Source organism: Streptomyces sp. NPDC054770, from assembly GCF_053611985.1.
This window is the reverse complement of sequence record NZ_JBSHBL010000029.1, coordinates 37,521-57,192: the sequence shown is the minus strand read 5'-3', so window position 1 is coordinate 57,192 and position 19,672 is coordinate 37,521. Positions and strand designations below refer to the sequence as shown.

Sequence of the window (19,672 nt, the reverse complement as noted above, 5' to 3'; positions counted from 1 at the left end):
AACGGACCGCCTTCATCGCATCCCGTCCTCAGGCGAAGTCGTAGTCCTCCGGCCGGAACTTCGCCAGGAGCTCGTGGTACTCCTCCAGCCGCCACGGCACGTTGACCTGCTGTCGGCCGAACTCGTTCACGTAGTAGTTGCGGTCCCTGGAGCCCTCGTCGTACCAGATGAGGGAGAGCATCGCCTCGTCGAGACGGCGGTTGTAGTCCTCGAAGACCTCCTTGCGGACCGTCAGGTAGCGGTGGCCCCCCTCGATGAGGGCGACCAGCCCCTCGGCCGTGTAACGCGCCCAGGTCTCCATCCACACGATCAACGACCCGGCCCGGTTCTGCGAGTTGGGGCCGTACATGATGAACAGGTTCGGGAAGTCGGGCACCGTGAGGCTGAGGTAGGCACGCGGGCCGCCGCCCGCGGGGTCGCTCCAGCGCTCCTCCAGCGTCTCCGCGGCCAGGCCGCGATAGCGAGTCGGCCACAGGTACTTCTGGGTGGCGAACCCGGTGGCCGTGAAGACGAGGTCGTAGGGGCGCTCCTTGCCGTCGGCCGTGCGGATGCCCGTCGGGGTGAACCGCTCGATCTTCTCCGTGACCAGCTCGACGTTGTCCTCCAGCAGCGAGGAGTACCAGTTGTTGTCGACGATGAGCCGGCGGGCCATGGGCGCATGGCTCGGGATGAGCTTCTCCCACAGGTCGGGGCGGTCGCCCAGCTTCGACTTCACGTACTGGGTGAGGCTCGCGCGATAGCCGTCGTTGCCCTCGTTGACGAGGCCGCCCGCGGCCTGCCACTCAGGGTCCGGCTCCTGGAGGACCTGGCCGCCCAGCCGCAGGGTCGCGATCGAGTAGCAGTACCAGTTCCAGTAGTAGGGCATCGTGTCCAGCAGCCAGCGGGTCTCCGGGGAGATGGGCTCGCCGTAGCGCTCGCGCGGGCTGATCCACTGCGGGGTGCGCTGGAAGACGCCCACGCTCCGGGCCCGGCTGCGCACCTCGGACATCATCTGCACACCGGTCGAGCCGTTGCCGATGATGGCGACGTCACGGCCGTCCAGCCGCTCCTGGCCCGTGCATTCGGCGGTGTGCACGATCTCGCCGCCGAAATCCTCGATGCCGGGCGTGTCGAGGCGCTTGGGCGTGGCGAACAGCCCGCTCGCGCTCACCACGACGTTGGCGCTGAGCTGTTGCGGCCGGCCGTCGATGACGGCGTCGATCGTCCACCGGCCCGTCGTCGCGTCGAAGGCGGCTTCCTGCACATCGCTGTCGAAGCTGATGCGTTCGAAGACGCCGTGCTTCTTGGCCACGTGCTGAAGGTAGTCGCGCACTTCGCCGGCCCGCGCGAAGTACTCGGTCCACGGGTAGTTCTTCTCGAAGAAGAACTGGTAGAGGAAGTTGGTGGTGTCCACCCGCACGTCCGGGTAGGCGTTGATGCTCCAGGTGCCGCCCAGCTCCGGGCGCCGCTCGTAGACCGTGTAGGGGATGCCGAGCTGTTCCAGCTGGACGGCCACGGCCATGCCGCCGAATCCGGCGCCGATGACCACCACCTGGAAGCCCTCGGGGATGGACGGCCTGGCTCCCGTCCACCGGGCCAGCCGGGGGTGGTCGTCGAAGGCGGCGAGGTCGCGGCGGTAGGACCAGTCCCGGTCGGTGAGCTCCTCGTTGCGGAACGCCTCGTACATACGGCGCAGTTCGACGTCGTCCGGCTTCACCTCGGTGAAACCGGCGGTCGTCCCGAGGAGGAACTCCGTCGCCCTGGCCCGCAGGGGCGCCACGGCCTCCTCCGCCAGGACGGTCTGCTTGAGGGCGCCGCCGTACATGGGGGTGGTCTTGAGCGGTAGTTCGAGCAGGGTCTCGTCTCCGGTGGCTTGGTACAGCGCGAGCCTCAGCGCGTTGAGGTCGGCGTCGTCCAGCGCCCGGTCGATGAACGCCTTGTCCACGTGCGGTGACGCTCCCGTCGCGAGCCTGCCTTTCCCGGCCATACGGCTCCTTCCCTGCCGACGTACCCGCACCTGACGGGCAGCCACATATCAAGGTTATTGAGTTAACTTAATCTACTCATGGATGAGGCATCAAGACGCAGGTGAGCCGAACTCCACTCACATATCGGGGAGTTCGGTTCGCCCTCCGTACGCCCTCAGGCCGTCGCGGGTGCGGGTACGGCCGTCTGTCGTCCCAGCGCCTCGCGCTCCTCGGACTTGACCGCTCGCAGCAGCACGATGATCATCGCGATCTTCCAGACGACGAACGCGATGGACGGGATCAGGACCGTGAACAGCCCGTCCCAGGCGAACGGACCGTCGGTCGCCACGTACACGAAGACCCCGGGGAAGAAGGAGACCGCCAGCACGAGGTTCAGCCAGCCGAACCACCGCGGGAACACCGGCTCGGGCCGGCGGTCGATGAGGGCCGACAGACCGATCACCGCGACGTTGATGACGAAGATGACGGCGACTCCCACGTACGTGAGCCAGAACTGGTCGCTGAGCAGCTGCATCAACTCGGGGCTGCGGTGCGGCCGGTAGGCGGCGGTGGCCAGCACGGCGAGCGGGTAGACCCATCCCGTGGGTGCGACGACCGCGGTCGTCAGCTGGATCATCGACAACAGGCCCCAGCCGCCTTCGATCCGGCGCATCTGCAGGCTCGTGATGACCGCGAACGGGTAGAAGAACGGGGCGAAGACGCCCATCGTGACCACGGCCCACAGGATGCCGGTCCGGTGTTCCGTCAGGAAGTCGGCCACCTGCTGTGCGTTGTCCGAGGGCGAGACGGGCGGCGAGAGGTGCCCGAAGACCGAGAACGCGAGCGTGTTGGCTATGACCACCACCACGCCGCACCAGACCGACAAACGATAGAGCTTGAACTTCAGCTTTTCGTCCATGGGATCTCCCTTGATCCGTCGCATGGTCGGGTGCCGCCCGGGCGCCGAGGACGTGGCTCACCGAGGCGAGGAGGGGACGGCGATCCGGGGGACGGCGATCCGAGGGGCGCCGTTGACGCGGAGAGCCGGTGATGCCGCCGGAAGAGGCTCCGCAAGCTGCGGGGGATCCCTCGGATTCCGGGGAAGCGGACGTGCGGGAGCGCGGGCTCGTCAGCGAGTTAAGGCAAGCGTGCCGGCGCTGATGCGGGAGTTCGGCTGCCTCGTCCTGGTGAGGTCATGGTCGCGTCGCATCGCGGCTCTCCTGGGTCTCAGTCCGTCCCGATGGGCGTGATGCCCGGTCGGCTGGATCCAACAGGAGGAGAGTAGGTGGCGCCGATCAGCCGTCGGCCCCGAGTCCCGCTGACCGGGACACGTCTTGCAAAGCCCCCGCGACACGTCTTGCGAAGCCCGTGGTCGCCCGGGCCCCGGCCCGCACCGCCACGAGGAGATGTCCGCGAGGCAGGTGCGGGCGACGCCTCGGATCAGGCGAAGAGGTCCACCACGGGCTTGTTGTGCAGGTCGTCCTTGAGGAGGTAGGTGCCCGCGACCTTCATGTGCGTGCGCCAGTGCCGCTCGGCGCCCTCGGCGTCCCGGGCCTCCACCAGCACCACGAGACGCTTGTAGGCCTTGATGGCCCGCTGGAAACGCTCGGGCGACTCCGTCTTGTCGAAGTTGCGCGAGACCCGCATCTCGAGATGGGTCGCCACGATCTCCTGGAGGACCGCTCCCTGGACGGCCATGGTCTTGTTGCCGCAGCGCTCCATGATCAGTTCATGGAACCGGTACGTCAGGCGCGACCACAACGCCGGGTCGGGCACGGCGTCGTCCTTCGACTCCACGGCCGACTGGAGTTCCGCCACCACCTCGCCGAGGTCGGTGAGGTCCTGCTTGGTGCGGCGCTTGGCCAGCATGCGCGCGCACGCCGGCTCGGCGATCATCCGGGCCTCGTAGACGTCGTCGACGGTGGTCCCCTGCATCTGCAGGAGCAGTCCGACGTGCCGGGCCGCGACGGAGAAGTCCGGGGCCATGACCTGAGCGCCGCCCCGGCTGCCGCGGCGGACGCTGATGAGCATCTCGGCCTCGAGGATGCGGAAGGCCTCGCGCAGGGTGGGCCGCGAGACGCCGAACTGCTCCATGAGCTGTATCTCGGGCGGCAGCGTCTCGCCGGGCGTCAGCTCACCCTGGACGATGCGCCGGCGCAGTTGCGCGGCGATCAGCTCCGCCGTCTTGGGCGCGCGGACCGTCTGACCGACTGGCCCCAATGTGGCACTCATGACAATGAGTGTACTTGCTCGGAGAACCTCATTACCGGGAACGAGGCAAGGACGTCCGGCCGCATCCCGCCCAGGCCGCCCGTCCGCTGAGCGGGACGGTCGTCCACCCTTGACGCCGCAATCAGTTTACTGATTTATCCGATCACTGTTAGGGTCAGGACGCGTGAAGGGCACGACGATGTCGATGGATACGCGATGAGCCTCAGTCTCGGTGCAGAACAGGAGGAACTGCGCCTGCTGGTGCGCACGTTCCTCGACGACAAGGCCACGAACCACAGCCCGCCGCCCGCCGGCACCGGCCCGCAGGAGTACGACGGAGGCCTGTGGCACCAGCTGTCCGGCCAGCTCGGCCTCACCGGTCTCGCCGTGCCCGAGCGGTTCGGCGGTGCCGGCCTCGGCCCCGCCGAACTCGGCGTCGTACTGGAGGAGATGGGCCGCGCCCTGTTCCCGAGCCCCTACTTCGCCACGGCCGTACTGGCCGGTCAGACGCTGACGCACTGCGCTGACGAGGCGGCGATGGAGCGGTGGCTGCCGGACATCGTCTCGGGAGCGCTCACCGCGACCCTGGCGACGGCCGAGCCGGACGGCTCATGGGAGACGGACCCGCCCGCCACCGTGGCCGAGCGGGAGCCGGACGGCTGGGTGCTCTCCGGCACGAAGACGTACGTCGTGGACGGGCATACCGCCGACCTGCTGCTCGTGACCGCCCGGTGCTCCGACGGCGTCGGGCTCTTCGGCGTCCCGGCCACCGCGCCCGGCCTCACCCGCACGGTGCTGGACGCCCTGGATGCGACCCGGCCGCTGGCACGGATCCGCCTCGACGCCACCCCCGCGACCAGGATCGGGACCGGTGACGCCGCCGGGTCGCTGGCGGCCGTGCGGGACCTCGTGCGGGCGGCGCTCGCCGCGGAGCAGGTCGGCGGAGCCGCCGCCTGCCTCGACATGGCGGTCGCACATGCCAGGACACGTGAACAGTTCGGGCGGCCCATCGGCTCCTTCCAGGCGATCAAGCACAAGTGCGCACAGCTGCTGGTCGAGGTGGAGTGCGCCCGGTCGGCGGCCAGGTTCGCCGGGTCGGTCGTGGGCACACCCGGCACCGAGGCGGCGATCGCGGCCGCCGTGGCCCGCTCCTACTGCTCGGAGGCGTTCACCCACGCCGCGAAGGAGAACATCCAGATACATGGGGGGATCGGCTTCACCTGGGAGCACCGCGCGCATCTGTATCTGCGCCGGGCCAAGTCGTCGGAGCTGCTGTTCGGCACACCCCGCGAGGAACGGGCCCGGCTCGCCCGGCTCACCATGGCAGAAGGAGCCCGCCCATGACGACCGCTTCGGCCCGCCCCCTCCCCCGGAACCCGGAGTCGCTCGACGTCTTCCGTTCCCGGCTGCGGGAGTTCCTCGCCGGCCACGGGCCCGGGCGGCGGCCACGGGATCCCGAGGAGCGCTTCACCTGGACACGTGCCTGGCAGGCCGCCCTCTTCGACCACGGCTTCGCCGGGCCGAGCTGGCCCGAGGAGTACGGCGGGATGAACCTGCCGTTCGCCCATCAGGTCGTGTACCAGGAGGAACTGGCGCGCGCCCGGGTGCCCGGCCCGGTCGGAACGGGCCTGGGCATCGCCGCACCGACGATCATCAAGTACGGCACCGACGAGCAGCGCCGGCGCTGGCTGCCGTCCATGCTGCGCGGGGACACCGTGTGGGCGCAGGGCTACTCCGAGCCGGAGGCCGGTTCCGACCTGCCGGGCCTGCGCACCACCGCACGCCGCGAAGGCGAGGTGTACGTGGTGAACGGGCAGAAGGTGTGGACCAGCCACGCCGCCAGAGCGGACGTCTTCTTCACGCTCGTGCGCACGGGGACGCGCGAGTCGCGGCAGCGCGGGATCACCTACCTCGTCGTCGACGCCCACGCTCCGGGCGTGGACGTCCGTCCGCTGCGCGACCTGACCGGGGGGCACCTGTTCGCGGAGGTGTTCTTCGACGACGTCCGGGTACCGGTCGCCGACCGTGTCGGCGAGGAGAACGGGGGCTGGCCGCTGGTCCGCACGAGCCTGGGGCACGAGCGCGCCGCCGGCGCCATGAACCAGGCCGCGACCTACCGGCGCGTCCTCGGCGAACTCCGGCAGCTCCTCGCGGAACGCGGCGCGCTGGAGGACGCGGAGGTGCGGGACCGGATGGCGGACTTCGAGATCCGGGCACGGATCATGCACTACAACGGGCAGCGCACGATCTCCGACATCCTCACCCATGGGGAGCCGGGCCCCGTCTCCTCCGTGGCACGGCTGCACATCTCCCAGTTCGAGCAGGACATCCACGAGTTCGCCGTCGACGTGCTCGGCCCGGCCGGCCTGCTGGGACCCGGGTCCGAGGAAGCGGTGCAGCGCGGCAGGTGGCTCCACGGCTTCCTGCGCACGCGGGCCTCCACGATCGGGGCGGGCACCGCCGAGATCCAGCGCAACACCCTCGCCGAACAGGTCCTCGGGCTCCCCCGCGACCCCGGCATGCCCTCGGTCTGACAGGAGACACGATGAGGCTGGAGACACGATGAGGCTCGACACCAGCGCCGAACTCGACGCCTTCCGCACCGAGGTGCGCTCGTTCATCCGTACCCACGCCCCCGGCAGGAAGACCCATGCGGGGGTGCGGGCGCCCGCTCCCGCACTCGTCCCCGAGCTGCGCCGGTGGATCGCCCGGCTCCATGACGCCGGCTATCTCGGCCGGTCGTGGCCGACGGAGTACGGCGGTCTCGCCGATCCGCGCCCCGAGCCCGCCTTCGTCGTCGCCGAGGAACTGGCACGGGCGCGGGCCTGGGGGCAGATCGGAGCCGGCGCCCTCGCCGCGGGCGCGCTGCTGGCCCACGGGACGCAGGAGCAGAAGCGCCGCTTCCTGCCGCGGCTGCGGTCCGGCCAGGACCTGTGGTGCCAGCTCTTCAGTGAACCGGAGGCCGGCAGCGACCTGGCGGGGCTGCGGACCCGGGCCCGCCGGGACGGTGACCACTTCGTGGTCGACGGCCAGAAGGTGTGGACGACCAACGCCCAGTACGCCGACGTCGGATACCTGCTCGCGCGCACCGATCCCGGGGCGCCGAGGACCCGGGGCATCACCGCGTTCGCGCTCGACATGCGCGCCCCGGGAGTGGAGATCCGGCCGCTCAGGGAGATCACCGGCACCGCCGACTTCAACGAGGTGTTCCTGGACGGGGTGCGCATCCCGGCCGACCGGGTGATCGGTGAGGTCGACGGCGGCTGGCGGGTCGCCGGTGCGAGCCTGGCCCAGGAACGGGGTTCGGTGGCCGCACGGAGCGCCGAACTGCTCGACGACCTCAGCGGTCTGCTGGCGCTGGCGGCCCGGCCCGGCCCGGAGGGGCTGCCGCCTCTGGGAGACGCGGCCGTGCGGGACCGGCTGGGCCGGCTGGCGACGCGGGTGTACGTCGCCGACCTGATGAGCAAGGCCGTGCAGTCCCGGATGGCGGCGGGCACCGACGAACCGACCGACCCTGCGATGGTCAAGGTCTTCTTCAGCGACACCAACCTCGACGCCGTCTCGCTGGGGGTCCGGCTCCAGGGGCTGGAGGGCCTGCTGACCGAGGGCGACGACCGTGCCGTCGACGGGGGCTACTGGCAGGACGCCCTCCTCTACGCCCGGGGCTACACCATCGCCGGGGGCGCCAACGAGGTGCTGCGCACGACCATCGCCGAGCGGGCCCTGGGTCTCCCCCGGGAGCCGCGCTCCACAGCGTAGAGAAGAGAGGCGGAAACCGTGCTGAGCGTTGCCGAGTTCGACACCTTGGCCGAGCAGGTCAGCAACTGGAAGCGGTGGGGCGCGGACGACGAGCGGGGGACGCTCAACTTCATCACCGCCGAAGTGGTGAGGAGGGCGACGGCCTCGGTGGTGACGGGCGAGAGCTTCTCGCTCTCCATGTCGCTGTCGCTGGACGGCCCGCAGAACGGCATCGGAGTCCCGGGGCGGATCAATCCGGTCCGGACGATGCTCGCGATCAACACGTTGATGGGCGACTCCCCCGACTCGGTCGCCTACAGCGACGACCTCGTGGTGACCCCCACGCAGGCGGCGACGCACTGGGACGCGCTGTCGCACTGCAGTCACCGCGGTGTCATGTACAACGGCGTACCGGCGGACGCGATCGACGCCTCCGGTGCGACGCGGCTCGGCATCGAGGCGGCCGGCACCGTCGTGTCGCGCGGCATCCTCCTGGACGTGGCCCGGCACCAGGGCGTCGGCATCCTTCCGGGCCGGTTCCCGGTGACGCGCGCCGTCCTGGAGGCCGTCGAGGAGGCCCAGGGCACACCGGTGGAGGAGGGCGACATCGTCCTGGTCCGGACCGGGCAGGCGACGCACTTCCTGCTGGCGGACGTCCCGAGCTATCGCCGGCCGGTGCCCGCGCTCGACTACGACGCCCCCCTCTTCTTCCACGAGCGCCGCGCGGCGGCCGCCGCGATCGACAACATGCCCATGGAACTGCTGCCGTCGAACGTCGAGGACGTCATGCTGCCCGTGCACGTCCTGTGCCTGGTGATGATGGGCATGATCCAGGGACAGAACTGGGTGCTCGAGGACCTCGCGGCGGCCTGCGCCCGGGACCGCCGCTACACCTTCCTGCTGAACGCGACACCCGAGCGCTTCCTGCGCAGCACCGGCGGCCTGGTGAACCCGGTGGCCATCCGCTGAGCTTGCCGTTCAACGTCCGGCGGCCAGCACCAGCAGCCTGGGAATCCGTGCAACCGTCACTGTCGCTCGGCAGCGAGCGCCAGGTCATGGATCATGAAGTGGAGTTGCACGTCGTCCATCGACTCCGCCCACAGTCCCTCGGCGTCGAGCACGGAGGCGGCGACCATCCGAGCCTCGGCGACGAGTTCGGGGTCGTACTTGAAGCCCGGCCAAGGAAGGACGGGGTAGTCGTTCTCCTCGCCGAACTGCCGCACCCTCTCCATGTCGCCCAGGGCGGCGTGCGCGAGTGACTCGTTCGCCCAGGACCACAGCCAGGTCTGCTGGGCAACGCTGACGCTGCCGATCAGTGTGAGTCGGCCGGTGAGGAAAACCTTGCCGTCGCGCGACCACGTGATCTGCGCATCGTCCATCGCCCAGTCGTATTGCACGTTTCCGGACAGGCCGAAGCGCTCGACCATGCGTGCCTGCCGCGAACGGGCACGCTCCCGAGCCGCGAGCACGACCGCCTCCCAGCCGGAGTGGTCATGCTTCGAGCGGTCGCCCACGTTGCCTCCTCCTGCAGAACTGTCGACAAGATCCTGCCACCCTCGCAGGTGGCCAGGGGTCCCGGGCCTGGAGTTGCCTGGCTCTGTTCACGGGGACGGGTTCTGGTCCACTTCGTGTGGTCGCGTGACTCTCGGTTACGCCAACAGGACTCGTTTGCGCAGGAGATCGAATCCTGCGCGGCCGAACATCTGGCGCTTGAGCATCTTGATCCGGTTGACATGACCCTCCACGACGCCGGAGTTCCAGGGCAGTGTGAGGCCTGCGGTGACGGCGTCGAGGTCGCGTTCGAGGTGTTGGGCGAAGCTTCGGCGAGGGGCCCTAAGCAGCCGTGATCGCGGCGAGCAGTCCCTCGGCCGCGTCGAAGGCGATCGCCCCGTCGAGCGGGTTGGAGTAGATGCGCGACCAGGTGATCAGTCCGTCTCGGATGCGGGCGAACATCACCATGTCGAAGGCGAACTGCTTCCCGGTGGCCAGGACGCGGCCGTGGAGGCGGTAGTCGGCGACGACGAGTTCGGGATCGGTCGTCTCGTGCACCTGGACTCGGTCCACGGCCGTGAACTTCTGCAGCCTTGCCCCTTCTTGCAGGTGGGCCCGGAAGGCGTCCCGTCCCGGCTCCTGCACGGGTGCGCCCGGCGGCAGGTAGGGCATCTCGAAGACGGCGTCCGTGGTGAACAGGTCGGCCATCGCCTCGCTAGGGCCGTCGGCGGTCAGACGGAGGAAATGCTGGAGGACTTCACGCGGTGCTGCAGTGGTCATGGGACACTCCTCTCGACGTAACCGGGGCGATGACCCCGGTTACATGATTGAATATACGGGGCGCAGGCCCCGGTTATCAATACTCCAAACCCCCGTCCCTGGAGGGCACTTGACCACCGAGCGACAGCGCCCCTTGCGCGCCGACGCACGCCGCAACCGGGAGCGCATTCTGCAAACCGCCCGCACCGCCTTCGCCGCCGAGGGCCTCGCGGTCCCGCTGGACGAAATCGCCCGCCGGGCCGGGGTCGGGCCGGGCACAGTCCACCGCCACTTCCCCACCAAGGAGGCACTGTTCGAGGCCGTCGTCCGCGAGCACCTGGAGCAGCTGACGCTCGACGCCCGAGCCGCCCTGGCCGAGGCGGAGGCCGGACCGGCATTCTTCGCCTTCCTCGCCCGGATGACCGCCGAGGCCGATGCGAAGCAGGACCTGACCGAGGCCATCACGGCGGCGGGCGACCCCATGGGCGTCGAGGCCGAGGAACTGGCGGCACAGCTGCGCGAGCTGTTCGGTGTGCTCCTCTCCCGCGCCCAGCAGGCCGGGGCGGTGCGCGACGACGTGGACGCAGCAGACGTGCAGGCCATCGTCGTGGCCGCGCTGACGGCCGGCCGCCGACGCGGCACGAGTGAGAGGCCCGGGAGGCTGGCGGGGCTCGTCTTCGACTGCCTGCTTCCACGCCACACCCACGCCGACGGGAATACGACATGACGCGCTCGCTCGACGCGCCGGAGATCACCGCACGCGTTGAAATCCGATCAGGCGCTCGCCGCTCCGCACCTCGGCCAGTGGTGGTCCCAGATCAAGCCGCCCACCGGGGCCACCGCACAACGCCCGATCTTCACGAATCATCCGCGAACCGGGGCCAGTTCAACTCGCCTCGGTGGGGCCGATAGCGGACGCCCTAGCCAGTGGGTGAGGATCCAGCGCGTAACGGCCCGGGCTGATGGCGGGCGGGGGCCGACCGGTTGGGGTTTGCCGCGAAGCGTCCTGCTGACGTAGGCACGGACACTGGCGTAGCCGCGGGGACAGCCCTGTTCTCTGGTTCTCCTCCCACAGTTTTCCAGGCGTTGGTGCAACCTTCCTGCCAACGCTGATCGAGGTAGGGCTTGTAGTCATCGAGCCTGGTCGCACGGCTTTGCCACTGCCCGGTGAACATCTCCTCCGCAGTAGCGGCACGGGAGAAACGCAAGATCGTGTTGAGGGTCGTCCCGAGCTGCCGGGCGACGGCCCGCTTGCTGTGCCCGGCGGCGAGGAGAGCGTGGACAGTGGCGTGCTTGGCGCGGGTGCGTTCGGCGAACCGGTGCCCTGTCGGCCAGGGCGACGCGGCTGGCTCCGCCTCTTCCTGCGGTTCCTCAGGCTGGGCCGGCGCGGGACGCAAGCAGCCACGGTGCCGGTGGACGCACTTCTCGGCGGCTTCGCCCAGGTCGTGCCGGAGATGCCATCGGTCGGCGACCTGGAGGGACTGCGGGGCGCCGCGGGTGGCACCTTCGGCGAAGAAGGGCGCGCGGTCACGGCAGACGATCTCGATGCCGGGCCGCTCGGCGAGCCAGGCCGCGAGCGTGTCCGCCTCCCGATCGGGAAGGAGGTCGACCGGGCGACGTGTCTCGACGTCGACGAGCACGGTTCCGTAGACACGGCCCTTGCGCTGGGCGTACTCGTCCACGCCGACCACGAGGGGTACTGCGTTGGCGGGGTCCGGAGGCGAGGCGATCAGCCTCAGCAGGGTGTTCCGGCTGACCGGAACCTTGAAGGCGTCCGTCATCCGGGCGCCGGCCCGGCCCGCGAGCGCAAGACCGACCGATACCAGCATCGACCGCAGCCGCTCGGTCCGTCGCCCGAACCTACGTGGGACCGGGTACTTGCGCGGCGAAGGTCATGCGCTCGCAGGATTCCTCCTCGAAGACGAACCTCCGCACCCGCAACGCCACCACGACGAACTTGCCCGCCGTCGGCGAATCACGAGGAAATCGCAGGTAGGAGCCGTGTATTCGCCCCGACCAGCACCCGCACCCCGGACAGGCCGCCAGCCCTGCGGTCGTACGGGCCTCGACCCGGACGATCGTGTCGATCACCTCGACCGATTCCACCAACACGCCCTCGGCCGAGGAAAACAGCAGCTCGTTCAACTGCGGCGGCACTTCGTTCACGGCGAAGGACTGTCGACCACACCACCATCCAGCCAGGCGATTTTCGGGCGGACTTCAGTGGTTGTAGGCGGTCAGTGCGCGCATGGCTGGCCGGCCGCGCATGAACCTGGCTCCACTCATTCGCCCCCTTGGAATCGATCGTCCAGGGAACCGGGAGACGCTTCTACCGGCGGACCGCCGAGATCAGTCCGCCGGGCCGCTCCTCGCGCTGCGGCGGGGTGCTGATCGGGCGGCCGTAGGCGGCAGCGCGCTCGCGCAGGGTGTGGCTGTCGGCCTCCCAGCCGTGCCCGGCCAGCCAGCCCACCGGGTCGTCGGGCATCTCCGAGACCCACATGGACGCCGCCGATCCCGGCACGGCATCGGCGCCGAAGCGCTCGATCACGCCACGCGAGCCCAACGTCAGCCCCATCCGACTGCCAGCCGCCGACTGCGCGCTGATCCGGGCCAACAGCAACTCCACCGCATCCTCGGGCAGATAGATCAGCAGTCCTTCGGCGATCCACACGGTCGGCACCGCCGGGTCGTGCCCTGCGGCGGCCAGCGCGCCCGGCCAGTCCTCACGCAGATCCACCGCGACGGTGATCCGCTCACAGCGCGCGACAGCCCGCTCCTGGCGCAGCACCGAAGCCTTGAAGTCCAGTGGCGCGGCGGTGTCGACCTCGAACAGCCGGGTGCCCTCGGGCCACTCCATCCGGAAGGCCCGGCTGTCCATGCCGGCGCCGAGCAGCACGACCTGCCGGACCCCGGACGCGGAGGCCTGCTGCAACAGGTCGTCGAGGAACTTCGTCCTGATGACGATGGAGAACGCCACACCCAGCCAACGGCGGCGCGCGGCCTCGTCATCGGGCAGCGGCGGCGAGGAGGGCCACAAGCCGCCGGCGGTGGCAAAGGCCTGTGCCAGTGGGTCGCGGAACAGCGGGTTCTCCCGCTCGGTCTCCAGCGCCCGCACCCTGGCCACCCCCACCGCCGTGGCCCACACTCCCGACGGCTGCACCCGCTCCTGCTCATCAGTCACCGCGACAGCCTAGATGATCGATTCCAAGGGGGCCTGATGAGTGGAGCCATGTTCATGCGCGGCCGGCCAGTCGTGCGCGCACTGACCGCCTACGACCACCAAAACCACCACTAGGCGGAGATCAACAGTCCCCCTGTACGCGACCACACGAAGTGGACCAGAGCCCGAGTTCGGGAGTCACATGAGGGGACCGCAGTAGTCGAACTGCTCTCGCTGACCCCAGTCCAGGCGGTCGGCCAGACCGGCGGTGGTGAAGGCGGCTGCCAGTTCGTCGTGGCCTTCGGTGAAGTGGGCCCAGCTGTCGTAGTGGACGGGGACCACGCGGCGGGCGCCGAGGAGTTGGGCGGCCTCGGTGGCCTGGGTGCTGTCGAGGACGATCAGCTGGTTGTCGAAAAGTGCGGGGAAGCGGGGGGCGCCGGCGAAGAGGAGGGCGGTGTCAATGGGGGCGAAGCGCTCGGCGATCTCCTTGACCGCGTCGAGGGAGGCGTTGTCGCCGCTGACGTAGACGGTCGGCAGACCCTCTCCGGTCAGGATGAAGCCGACGACCTGGCCGGTGATCGGCTCGACCTCCTCACGCGGACCGGGGCCGTGGACAGCGGGGACGCCGGTCACGGTAACCGTGCCGCCGTCGGGTCGGTTCAGCTCGATGGACTCCCAGTCGGCCAGGCCCTTGGCCTTCTCCCCCAGGCGCTGTCCGCCACCGGGAGTGGTGAGGGTGAGCGGGACGTCGGCGAGCAGGGCCCGGCCGGAGGTGTCGAGGTTGTCGGGGTGCTCGTCGTGCGAGAGCAGGACCACGTCGATGAGGCCGAGGTCGGCGGGGGTGCCGCTGGAGGGAGCGGTCTTGGTCAGGAACCGGCCGCCGGGACGGGCGTAGTCGCCCGGGGCGTCGAAGGTCGGATCGGTCAGGAAGCGCAGGCCGCCGTACTCGAAGAGGGCGGTCGGGCCGCCGAAGACGCGGACCGGGAACGGGCTGGTCGTTGCGGGGAGAGAAGACACCAGGCACCTCACGGATGGATATCGTCGAACCGTGATACGACCGTAGTCGCTTCTCACGGATGCATGCAAGCCGTACCATGAGGAACATGAAGGAGTCCGTGATCGAACAGCCCAGCCTGCCGCCCGCACAGGGCGAGGAAGAGCACCTCTCTCTCGCCCTTGCCAACAGCGCGATCGCGCTGGCCGGCGGGCACACGGTCGATCTTCTGGGCACTCCCGCGCAGGCGAACCACTGGCTGACGGAACGCGGTCTCGCCCCGGTCGACGCCGGCATGCGGGAGGTGTGCGCGGCACAGCTGCGCTCGCTGCGCGAACAGATCAGGTCGCTGTTCGCCTCCCGCGCCGAAGGTCTGCCCGCCCTCCCCGCCGCGGTTCGGGCCATCAACGACGCGATGACCCGCGTCCCCACCGCTCCGCTGCTGCAGTGGGACGACGAGACCGGCCCCTACCGCGCCACCCCCCACCCCACCACCGCGATCGTGGACCACGCCCTGGCCACCCTCGCCGCTGACGCCGCCGACCTGCTCACGGGCCCCGATGCGGGCCGCCTCACCGCCTGCGGCTCTGCACCCTGCAACCGCTACCTGCTCCGCTACGGCCGCCGTCACTGGTGCTCCACCCGCTGCGGCGACCGCGCCCGCGCCGCCCGCGCCTACGCCCGCCGCACCACCTCCTCCACCACGGTGAACGCGTCTCGTTGAACCTCATGCTCGACCAGTCCCACGATCCCGGCCTCCGTGCCGCGCCGCCCAGTTCGACGGCGGACCTCAAACGGCACGCTGAGCTTGTTCTTTATGGTCCGAGCCGCCATGAGAGTGCGTGACGCGACCCGATCGGATGCTGAGTAGGGTTGTGGCCATGGCCAAGGGGATGGGGCGGCTGCCCAAGGTGGACCTGGACAGCGGTGTCGAGGACGTGACGCTGTCCATCCTGAAGTGGCTTGGCGAGCAGGGGGTCGGTGCCATGATCCGGGTCGACGCGGAGCGCATGCGTGATGGTCAGCCGGCGTGGACATTCGCCGCTTCCGGTGGGCCGCTGGACGGTGGGGTGAGGGCCGACGGCGACTCGGTCGCCGAGTGCATGGGCAGGGCGCTGCTTCGATTGCGCGAGGCCGGGCTGGCTGTTCCGTTCTGAAGTCGTGTTCCGCCTCCGAGCTGATCGCGTTCGGTGACGTTTTCGGGGCGTCTGGTGGTCTTGCCCACGTCGTAGCGGGTGGCGGGGTGCCGGTTCTTCGAGCCGAGTGGTCTGCCGGGGCCGGGCCGGGCCGGGCCGGCCCGGCTGGGTTTGGGTGCACGGGCCGGGCAGGGCAGGTTCGGGCGGAGGTTTCTGAACCCCCGGTGGACCCGGGCGGGGGTGAGCCGGTCAGGTCCGGCCGGTTTCTCCCAGGGGCGGCGGAGGTCCGCGGCCAGCGGCCGGGCGAGGCGGAGTTGGGTGTGGGCCGCGACGATGAGCCATGTCCATCGGTCCGCCGCGTCGAGGGTGCGGAGCTTCGGGCGGGTCCAGCCCAGCGTCTGCTTGATCATCCGGAAGTGTGTTCCAGGTCGAATCTGCGAAGGAACGCCTGCCGGCGCAGGTCGACGCCCTCGCCCGGCACGTCGGTGGCCGACGTCCACAGCCAGACGGGGAGCGGAAGCGGAACTCCTTGCCGCGCTTGGGCGGGCGTCCGCCCTGCGGCGATCAGATCCACGGCACCGGGACCGGCTTGCGCATCACACGGTCCGTGCGCATCCGTCCGAGGACCTCCACCGGCAGTCCTTCCAGCAGATAAGCCATGCGCGGGGCGTCATAGCCGGCGTCGAAGACGATCAGGACGTCGCTGTCACCCGCCTGCCAACGGCCCATGTCGATGAGGTCGGTGACCACGCGGCGGACCTGGGCAGCAGTGACCTCGGCGACATCGTCGGCCGGCCCCCAGCCGCAGCGCGTCCAGGATCTGACACCACGAGGTCCGGCCCGACTCCGGCGCGGCGAAGAACGAGTAAGGCCGGCCGGGCACGGACTGGTCCGAGGAGCGTCCGCTGCGGCCGTAGACGTGGCAGAACAAGCGATCCACGGTGGTCGTGGCGTCCGGCCGGAGCCACTGGGTGACGTCCACCGCCAGGACCAGGCGCCCGCCGGCGGCTTCGGGCTGCGGCAGCCCTGCCAGCACCTGCCAGCACCTGCCAGCACCTGCCAGCACCTGCCAGCACCTGCCGCAGCCTCGGCACATCCAAGTGGCAGACCCATTCCCCCACGGCGTTCGTACTGGTCAAGTGCCTCTCTGGTCGGAGCACAGGATCAGACGGAGGCCGTGTTCACGTCCCTGGAATCCCCGTATGAGCGATCACGTTCGGGGCATCGTTCGAGGTCAGACCATAAAGAACAAGCTGAGTGCCTGTTCCTGAACCGGCTCGCCCGCCGGGCAGGAGTACGCCGTCGGTCTGTTCACTGGCGCTGGGCCGAGTCCCCGGTCGGGCCCGAGTCAGCTCCCGGGCAGGATCGCCCAGAGCGCGTCGCGGGCCTCGCCGAACTCGCCTCCGCGTTCGGAACGGCGGCCTCCGCCCCTCTCCTGGCCGCCGTACTCACGCGTCGGCTCGACTTCCAGCGCGCAGTCGCCGAACGCGAACCGGATCCGGCCGGCTGTCTCCACCGGCTTCCGCAGCTCGGCCAGGATCTGGGCGTACCGGCTCGCGCAGACGCTGCCGGCCCTCTCGCCGTCGGCGGTCTCCTCAGCTTGTCGTTCAACCCTCAAGTGAGCCCGACACGCATCATCAAGGAGGCCATCAAGTGGGCACGGCACAGCATGGCTCGCGGACCGAAGGAGTGGACATGCTGTCCCGCTTCCGGAGCGAGGTCCATGCCTGTATGACTGCGCGGGGCGACGCGCTGTTCGAGTCATGCGACGCGCTGCTGTGCACGGATGGGCCGGTGCGGACGCTGGTCGACCTGGCGCTCGCGCCTGAACACCGCCGGGGACACGGAGCCCTCTATGGCGGCCTCAACCAAGGACGGATCGATGGGGTCCGGCTCCGTCGCGCTCTGGCCTCGATGCCGTTGCCGAGGGCGGCGGACGGTCGGATCGTGCTGGCCGCGGACGTCTCGCCGTGGCTGCGTCCAGACGCCAACACCTCCCCCGACCGGGCCTTCTGCCACACGTTCGGCCGCGGCCGGGCAAAGCACCAGATGGTCCCTGGCTGGCCGTACTCGATTGCGGCCGCGCTTGAAACCGGCCGCACCTCGTGGACGGCGGTACTGGACGCGGTACACCTGGAGCCCGGCGCGGACGTCGCCGCGGTGACCGCGGTCCAACTCCGCGAAGTCGTCGAGCAACTCGTCGCTGCCGACCAGTGGAAGCCGGGCGATCCCGAGGTAGACCTGCGAGCGAAGACCGGCTCTCCGGCTGGTGCACCGACACCGTCCCACCCCGGGCCCCGCCGTCCACCGGGCTCGAAGAACCGGCGCCCGGCCACTCGCCATGACTTGGGCAGAGTCCTCGTGACCGGCGAGTCATACAGCCGACCCGCCCACCACAAGGTCGGTACAAAGCCCCGCCGCACGAGACAAACAACAAGCTAATGGCGGAGGCAGGTGTGCTGCCGTGGTTCGTGCGTAGTTCGGGCACTCAGACCGACGGCAACATCCGCTCATGCCGATGAGCGGACACCTGGCCTTGAGCCGGCACGGAAAGCCGCAGCGTACAGGTTGGACCGAACCAGGGTATTTTCGATACGATACGGTAGCGTAGCGGAATTGAGGTGCGGGGTGGGTACTTCGGAGTCCAGCGGCATGACTCAGCCCTCGGCGATGGGACGGCCGCGGGATTCCAGCCGTGACCTGGCCATTCTTGACGCGACACTGTCACTGCTGACCGAGGTGGGATACGAGCAGCTCTCGATGGAGGCGGTGGCCGGGCGTTCCGGGGCAGCGAAGACGACGATCTACCGCCGGTATCGCGACAAGGCGGCGCTGGTCGCCGCAGCGGTCGAGCGCCGCGCGCCCGCGAAGCCCCCACAGCCTGCGGGAGAGAGTCTCCGGGAGGACGTGCATTCCCTGGCGGCATGGCTCGCGCAGAGCATCTCCGAACAGGACGTGGGTCTGCTCGGGGCTCTGTTCGCCGGCATGCGCAGCGACGCGCGGCTCGCCCAGGCGATGCGGCGGATCCTGCGGCGTGACGAGACCTCGATGACGGACGGACTTGTTCGCCAAGCGGCCGAGCGGCTGGCGCCCGGGGCGGCAACGCTCTTTGCCGAGGTCGCTCCCGCGGTGATCGTGCATCGCATCGTGGTCGTGGGCGAACCGTGCGACGCCGCCTTCGTTGCGCATCTCGTCGACGACATCCTCTTGCCGCTCCTGCGCCGTACCTGAGCGTCCTCTTGCGCGATCCGGCCGATTCGAATCACTCGCAATCCGGGAGACATGATGAAAGCAGTGCGCTATGACCGTTTTTCGGGCATCGACGGGATTTACCTCACGGACGTCCCCGAGCCCGTGGCCGGCCCGGGCGAGGTGGTGGTGCGGGTCGAGGCCGGTGCGCTCAACCCCGGGGCGCTACCGGCGCTGCACGGCAGTTCGTACACGCCGGGTCGCGATCTCGCCGGTGAAGTCGTTGCGGTCGGTGCCGACGTGCTCGACTTCACCGTCGGTGACGCGGTGCTGGGCAGGCTCCAGAGCTGGGACGCCCACGCCCAGTTCGTCGCCATCCCCGCCGTCCAGCTGGTGAGCAAGCCTCAAGCCCTCCCCTGGGACGTGGCGGGCTCGCTCTACACCACACCGATGGCGGGCCTCGGTGCCATCCGGGCGGTTGACCCCCGGCCGGGCGAGACCATCGTGATCTCGGGCGCCTCGGGCGGCGTCGGGTTCACCGCCGCCCAGCTCGCGCTCCGTGCCGGAGCGACGGTGATCGGTCTGACCAGCGACGCACATTTCGACCTGCTCCGGCAAAATGGCATCCAGCCTGTCCAATACGGCGAGGGCGAACAGGAACGGATCCTCGCCACGACCGACCGAGCCGATGCCTTCATCGACGCCGTCGGTGGCGGCTACATCGACCTCGCCATCAACCTCGGCGTTCCGATAGACCGCATCGACACCGTCGTCGACTATCGCGGAGCGAAAGAGAAGGGCGTCAAATCTCTCGGAACGACCGATGCCGGCGGCACCCCGGCGCTGGCCGAACTGGCCGCCCTCGCCGCTACCGGCGACCTGTACATCCCCATCGCCGCAACGTACCCACTCACCGCCGTGCGCGACGCCTATCAGGCCTTGGCCGACCGCAAGACCCACGGGCGCATCGTGCTCCACCCCCAAGATCTCGCCTGAACCACCCTCGTCCCACATCCGCTCATGACGCAAAGCGCTCGCTCGCCGATCC

The 19,672-nt window shown here is 69.7% G+C and carries 19 protein-coding genes and 2 pseudogenes; 10 read left to right on the top strand and 11 right to left on the bottom strand.

From position 1 onward, the window contains the following. Nucleotides 1-28 precede the first annotated feature (28 nt). The 3 genes from ACWGKQ_RS24640 to ACWGKQ_RS24630 form a co-directional block, all read right to left on the bottom strand. Complete coding sequence (locus ACWGKQ_RS24640) at nucleotides 29-1,966, bottom strand: FAD-dependent oxidoreductase (RefSeq protein ID WP_453294093.1); 1,938 nt, start codon at nucleotides 1,964-1,966, stop codon at nucleotides 29-31. A gap of 155 nt (nucleotides 1,967-2,121) precedes the next feature. Next, the gene (locus tag ACWGKQ_RS24635; protein WP_453294092.1) at nucleotides 2,122-2,865 is read right to left on the bottom strand and encodes a hypothetical protein; all 744 of its coding nucleotides are present in this window, start codon (nucleotides 2,863-2,865) and stop codon (nucleotides 2,122-2,124) included. Nucleotides 2,866-3,386: 521 nt separating this feature from the next. Further along, nucleotides 3,387-4,178 (bottom strand): FadR/GntR family transcriptional regulator, encoded by a 792-nt coding sequence (locus ACWGKQ_RS24630; protein ID WP_453294091.1) that lies wholly within the window; start codon nucleotides 4,176-4,178, stop codon nucleotides 3,387-3,389. A 195-nt stretch (nucleotides 4,179-4,373) separates the two neighbouring features. Here ACWGKQ_RS24630 and ACWGKQ_RS24625 point away from each other — a divergent pair, with 195 nt between their 5' ends. The 4 genes from ACWGKQ_RS24625 to ACWGKQ_RS24610 are packed head-to-tail and all read left to right on the top strand — an operon-like array spanning nucleotide 4,374 to nucleotide 8,864. Continuing rightward, complete coding sequence (locus ACWGKQ_RS24625; RefSeq protein WP_453294090.1) at nucleotides 4,374-5,501, top strand: acyl-CoA dehydrogenase family protein; 1,128 nt, start codon at nucleotides 4,374-4,376, stop codon at nucleotides 5,499-5,501. Next, nucleotides 5,498-6,691, top strand: coding sequence for an acyl-CoA dehydrogenase family protein (locus ACWGKQ_RS24620; protein ID WP_453294089.1), 1,194 nt, complete (start codon nucleotides 5,498-5,500; stop codon nucleotides 6,689-6,691). Before ACWGKQ_RS24625 ends, ACWGKQ_RS24620 begins: the two co-directional genes overlap by 4 nt. 28 nt (nucleotides 6,692-6,719) lie before the next feature. After that, a complete protein-coding gene (locus ACWGKQ_RS24615) occupies nucleotides 6,720-7,916 on the top strand; it encodes an acyl-CoA dehydrogenase family protein (RefSeq protein WP_453294088.1) in 1,197 nt (398 codons plus the stop codon). An 18-nt stretch (nucleotides 7,917-7,934) separates the two neighbouring features. Then, nucleotides 7,935-8,864 (top strand): cyclase family protein, encoded by a 930-nt coding sequence (locus ACWGKQ_RS24610; RefSeq protein WP_453294087.1) that lies wholly within the window; start codon nucleotides 7,935-7,937, stop codon nucleotides 8,862-8,864. A 56-nt stretch (nucleotides 8,865-8,920) separates the two neighbouring features. Here ACWGKQ_RS24610 and ACWGKQ_RS24605 read toward each other — a convergent pair whose 3' ends face one another. After that, nucleotides 8,921-9,409 carry a DUF6882 domain-containing protein gene (locus tag ACWGKQ_RS24605; RefSeq protein ID WP_453294086.1) on the bottom strand — a complete coding sequence of 163 codons (489 nt, stop codon included), beginning with the start codon at nucleotides 9,407-9,409 and terminating at the stop codon, nucleotides 8,921-8,923. Nucleotides 9,410-9,728: 319 nt separating this feature from the next. Continuing rightward, nucleotides 9,729-10,166 carry a nuclear transport factor 2 family protein gene (locus ACWGKQ_RS24600; RefSeq protein WP_453294085.1) on the bottom strand — a complete coding sequence of 146 codons (438 nt, stop codon included), beginning with the start codon at nucleotides 10,164-10,166 and terminating at the stop codon, nucleotides 9,729-9,731. Between the two features lie 109 nt (nucleotides 10,167-10,275). Between ACWGKQ_RS24600 and ACWGKQ_RS24595 the strand changes: the two genes are divergently transcribed. Next, nucleotides 10,276-10,872: a TetR/AcrR family transcriptional regulator gene (locus ACWGKQ_RS24595; RefSeq protein WP_453294084.1), complete on the top strand. Its 597-nt coding sequence runs from the start codon at nucleotides 10,276-10,278 to the stop codon at nucleotides 10,870-10,872. A 193-nt stretch (nucleotides 10,873-11,065) separates the two neighbouring features. Here the strand turns inward: ACWGKQ_RS24595 and ACWGKQ_RS24590 are convergent, their stop codons facing one another. From ACWGKQ_RS24590 to ACWGKQ_RS24575, 4 genes are all read right to left on the bottom strand, one after another. Further along, nucleotides 11,066-11,926, bottom strand: coding sequence for an ISL3 family transposase (locus ACWGKQ_RS24590; RefSeq protein ID WP_453294083.1), 861 nt, complete (start codon nucleotides 11,924-11,926; stop codon nucleotides 11,066-11,068). A gap of 79 nt (nucleotides 11,927-12,005) precedes the next feature. After that, nucleotides 12,006-12,311, bottom strand: a complete 306-nt coding sequence (locus ACWGKQ_RS24585) for a transposase family protein (RefSeq protein WP_453294082.1) — start codon at nucleotides 12,309-12,311, stop codon at nucleotides 12,006-12,008. Between the two features lie 163 nt (nucleotides 12,312-12,474). Further along, on the bottom strand, nucleotides 12,475-13,290 hold the full coding sequence (locus tag ACWGKQ_RS24580; protein WP_453294146.1) for a class I SAM-dependent methyltransferase: 816 nt from the start codon (nucleotides 13,288-13,290) through the stop codon (nucleotides 12,475-12,477). Between the two features lie 213 nt (nucleotides 13,291-13,503). Next, nucleotides 13,504-14,322: an MBL fold metallo-hydrolase gene (locus tag ACWGKQ_RS24575; protein WP_453294081.1), complete on the bottom strand. Its 819-nt coding sequence runs from the start codon at nucleotides 14,320-14,322 to the stop codon at nucleotides 13,504-13,506. Nucleotides 14,323-14,399: 77 nt separating this feature from the next. On the opposite strand from ACWGKQ_RS24575, the gene ACWGKQ_RS24570 reads away from it, so the two are divergent. Next, nucleotides 14,400-15,023, top strand: coding sequence for a CGNR zinc finger domain-containing protein (locus tag ACWGKQ_RS24570; RefSeq protein WP_453294080.1), 624 nt, complete (start codon nucleotides 14,400-14,402; stop codon nucleotides 15,021-15,023). Nucleotides 15,024-15,180: 157 nt separating this feature from the next. Then, nucleotides 15,181-15,456, top strand: coding sequence for a hypothetical protein (locus ACWGKQ_RS24565; RefSeq protein WP_453294079.1), 276 nt, complete (start codon nucleotides 15,181-15,183; stop codon nucleotides 15,454-15,456). 17 nt (nucleotides 15,457-15,473) lie between these two features. Here the strand turns inward: ACWGKQ_RS24565 and ACWGKQ_RS24560 are convergent. Both ACWGKQ_RS24560 and ACWGKQ_RS24555 read right to left on the bottom strand, forming a co-directional pair. Then, nucleotides 15,474-16,525 (bottom strand): annotated as a pseudogene (locus ACWGKQ_RS24560) (transposase); the annotation flags it as partial. Nucleotides 16,526-16,783: 258 nt separating this feature from the next. Next, nucleotides 16,784-17,053 (bottom strand): hypothetical protein, encoded by a 270-nt coding sequence (locus tag ACWGKQ_RS24555; RefSeq protein WP_453294078.1) that lies wholly within the window; start codon nucleotides 17,051-17,053, stop codon nucleotides 16,784-16,786. Nucleotides 17,054-17,130: 77 nt separating this feature from the next. Between ACWGKQ_RS24555 and ACWGKQ_RS24550 the strand changes: the two are divergent. The 3 genes and pseudogenes from ACWGKQ_RS24550 to ACWGKQ_RS24540 all read left to right on the top strand — a co-directional run. Further along, nucleotides 17,131-17,673 (top strand): annotated as a pseudogene (locus ACWGKQ_RS24550) (transposase); the annotation flags it as partial. A 414-nt stretch (nucleotides 17,674-18,087) separates the two neighbouring features. Further along, nucleotides 18,088-18,666 (top strand): TetR/AcrR family transcriptional regulator, encoded by a 579-nt coding sequence (locus tag ACWGKQ_RS24545; protein ID WP_453294077.1) that lies wholly within the window; start codon nucleotides 18,088-18,090, stop codon nucleotides 18,664-18,666. A gap of 51 nt (nucleotides 18,667-18,717) precedes the next feature. Continuing rightward, entirely contained in the window at nucleotides 18,718-19,620 is a 903-nt protein-coding gene (locus ACWGKQ_RS24540; RefSeq protein ID WP_453294076.1) for an NADP-dependent oxidoreductase, read from the top strand. The last annotated feature ends 52 nt before the right edge of the window (nucleotides 19,621-19,672 follow it).

Excerpts from the sequence above, each read along its gene's own strand:
- ACWGKQ_RS24590 (WP_453294083.1), bottom strand. The coding sequence starts at position 11,926 with ATGACGGACGCCTTCAAGGTTCCGGTCAGCCGGAACACCCTGCTGAGG.
- ACWGKQ_RS24620 (WP_453294089.1), top strand. The coding sequence starts at position 5,498 with ATGACGACCGCTTCGGCCCGCCCCCTCCCCCGGAACCCGGAGTCGCTC.
- ACWGKQ_RS24565 (WP_453294079.1), top strand. The coding sequence starts at position 15,181 with ATGGCCAAGGGGATGGGGCGGCTGCCCAAGGTGGACCTGGACAGCGGT.
- ACWGKQ_RS24625 (WP_453294090.1), top strand. The coding sequence starts at position 4,374 with ATGAGCCTCAGTCTCGGTGCAGAACAGGAGGAACTGCGCCTGCTGGTG.
- ACWGKQ_RS24600 (WP_453294085.1), bottom strand. The coding sequence starts at position 10,166 with ATGACCACTGCAGCACCGCGTGAAGTCCTCCAGCATTTCCTCCGTCTG.
- ACWGKQ_RS24540 (WP_453294076.1), top strand. The coding sequence starts at position 18,718 with ATGATGAAAGCAGTGCGCTATGACCGTTTTTCGGGCATCGACGGGATT.
- ACWGKQ_RS24545 (WP_453294077.1), top strand. The coding sequence starts at position 18,088 with ATGACTCAGCCCTCGGCGATGGGACGGCCGCGGGATTCCAGCCGTGAC.
- ACWGKQ_RS24635 (WP_453294092.1), bottom strand. The coding sequence starts at position 2,865 with ATGGACGAAAAGCTGAAGTTCAAGCTCTATCGTTTGTCGGTCTGGTGC.
- ACWGKQ_RS24615 (WP_453294088.1), top strand. The coding sequence starts at position 6,720 with ATGAGGCTCGACACCAGCGCCGAACTCGACGCCTTCCGCACCGAGGTG.
- ACWGKQ_RS24640 (WP_453294093.1), bottom strand. The coding sequence starts at position 1,966 with ATGGCCGGGAAAGGCAGGCTCGCGACGGGAGCGTCACCGCACGTGGAC.
- ACWGKQ_RS24570 (WP_453294080.1), top strand. The coding sequence starts at position 14,400 with ATGAGGAACATGAAGGAGTCCGTGATCGAACAGCCCAGCCTGCCGCCC.
- ACWGKQ_RS24630 (WP_453294091.1), bottom strand. The coding sequence starts at position 4,178 with ATGAGTGCCACATTGGGGCCAGTCGGTCAGACGGTCCGCGCGCCCAAG.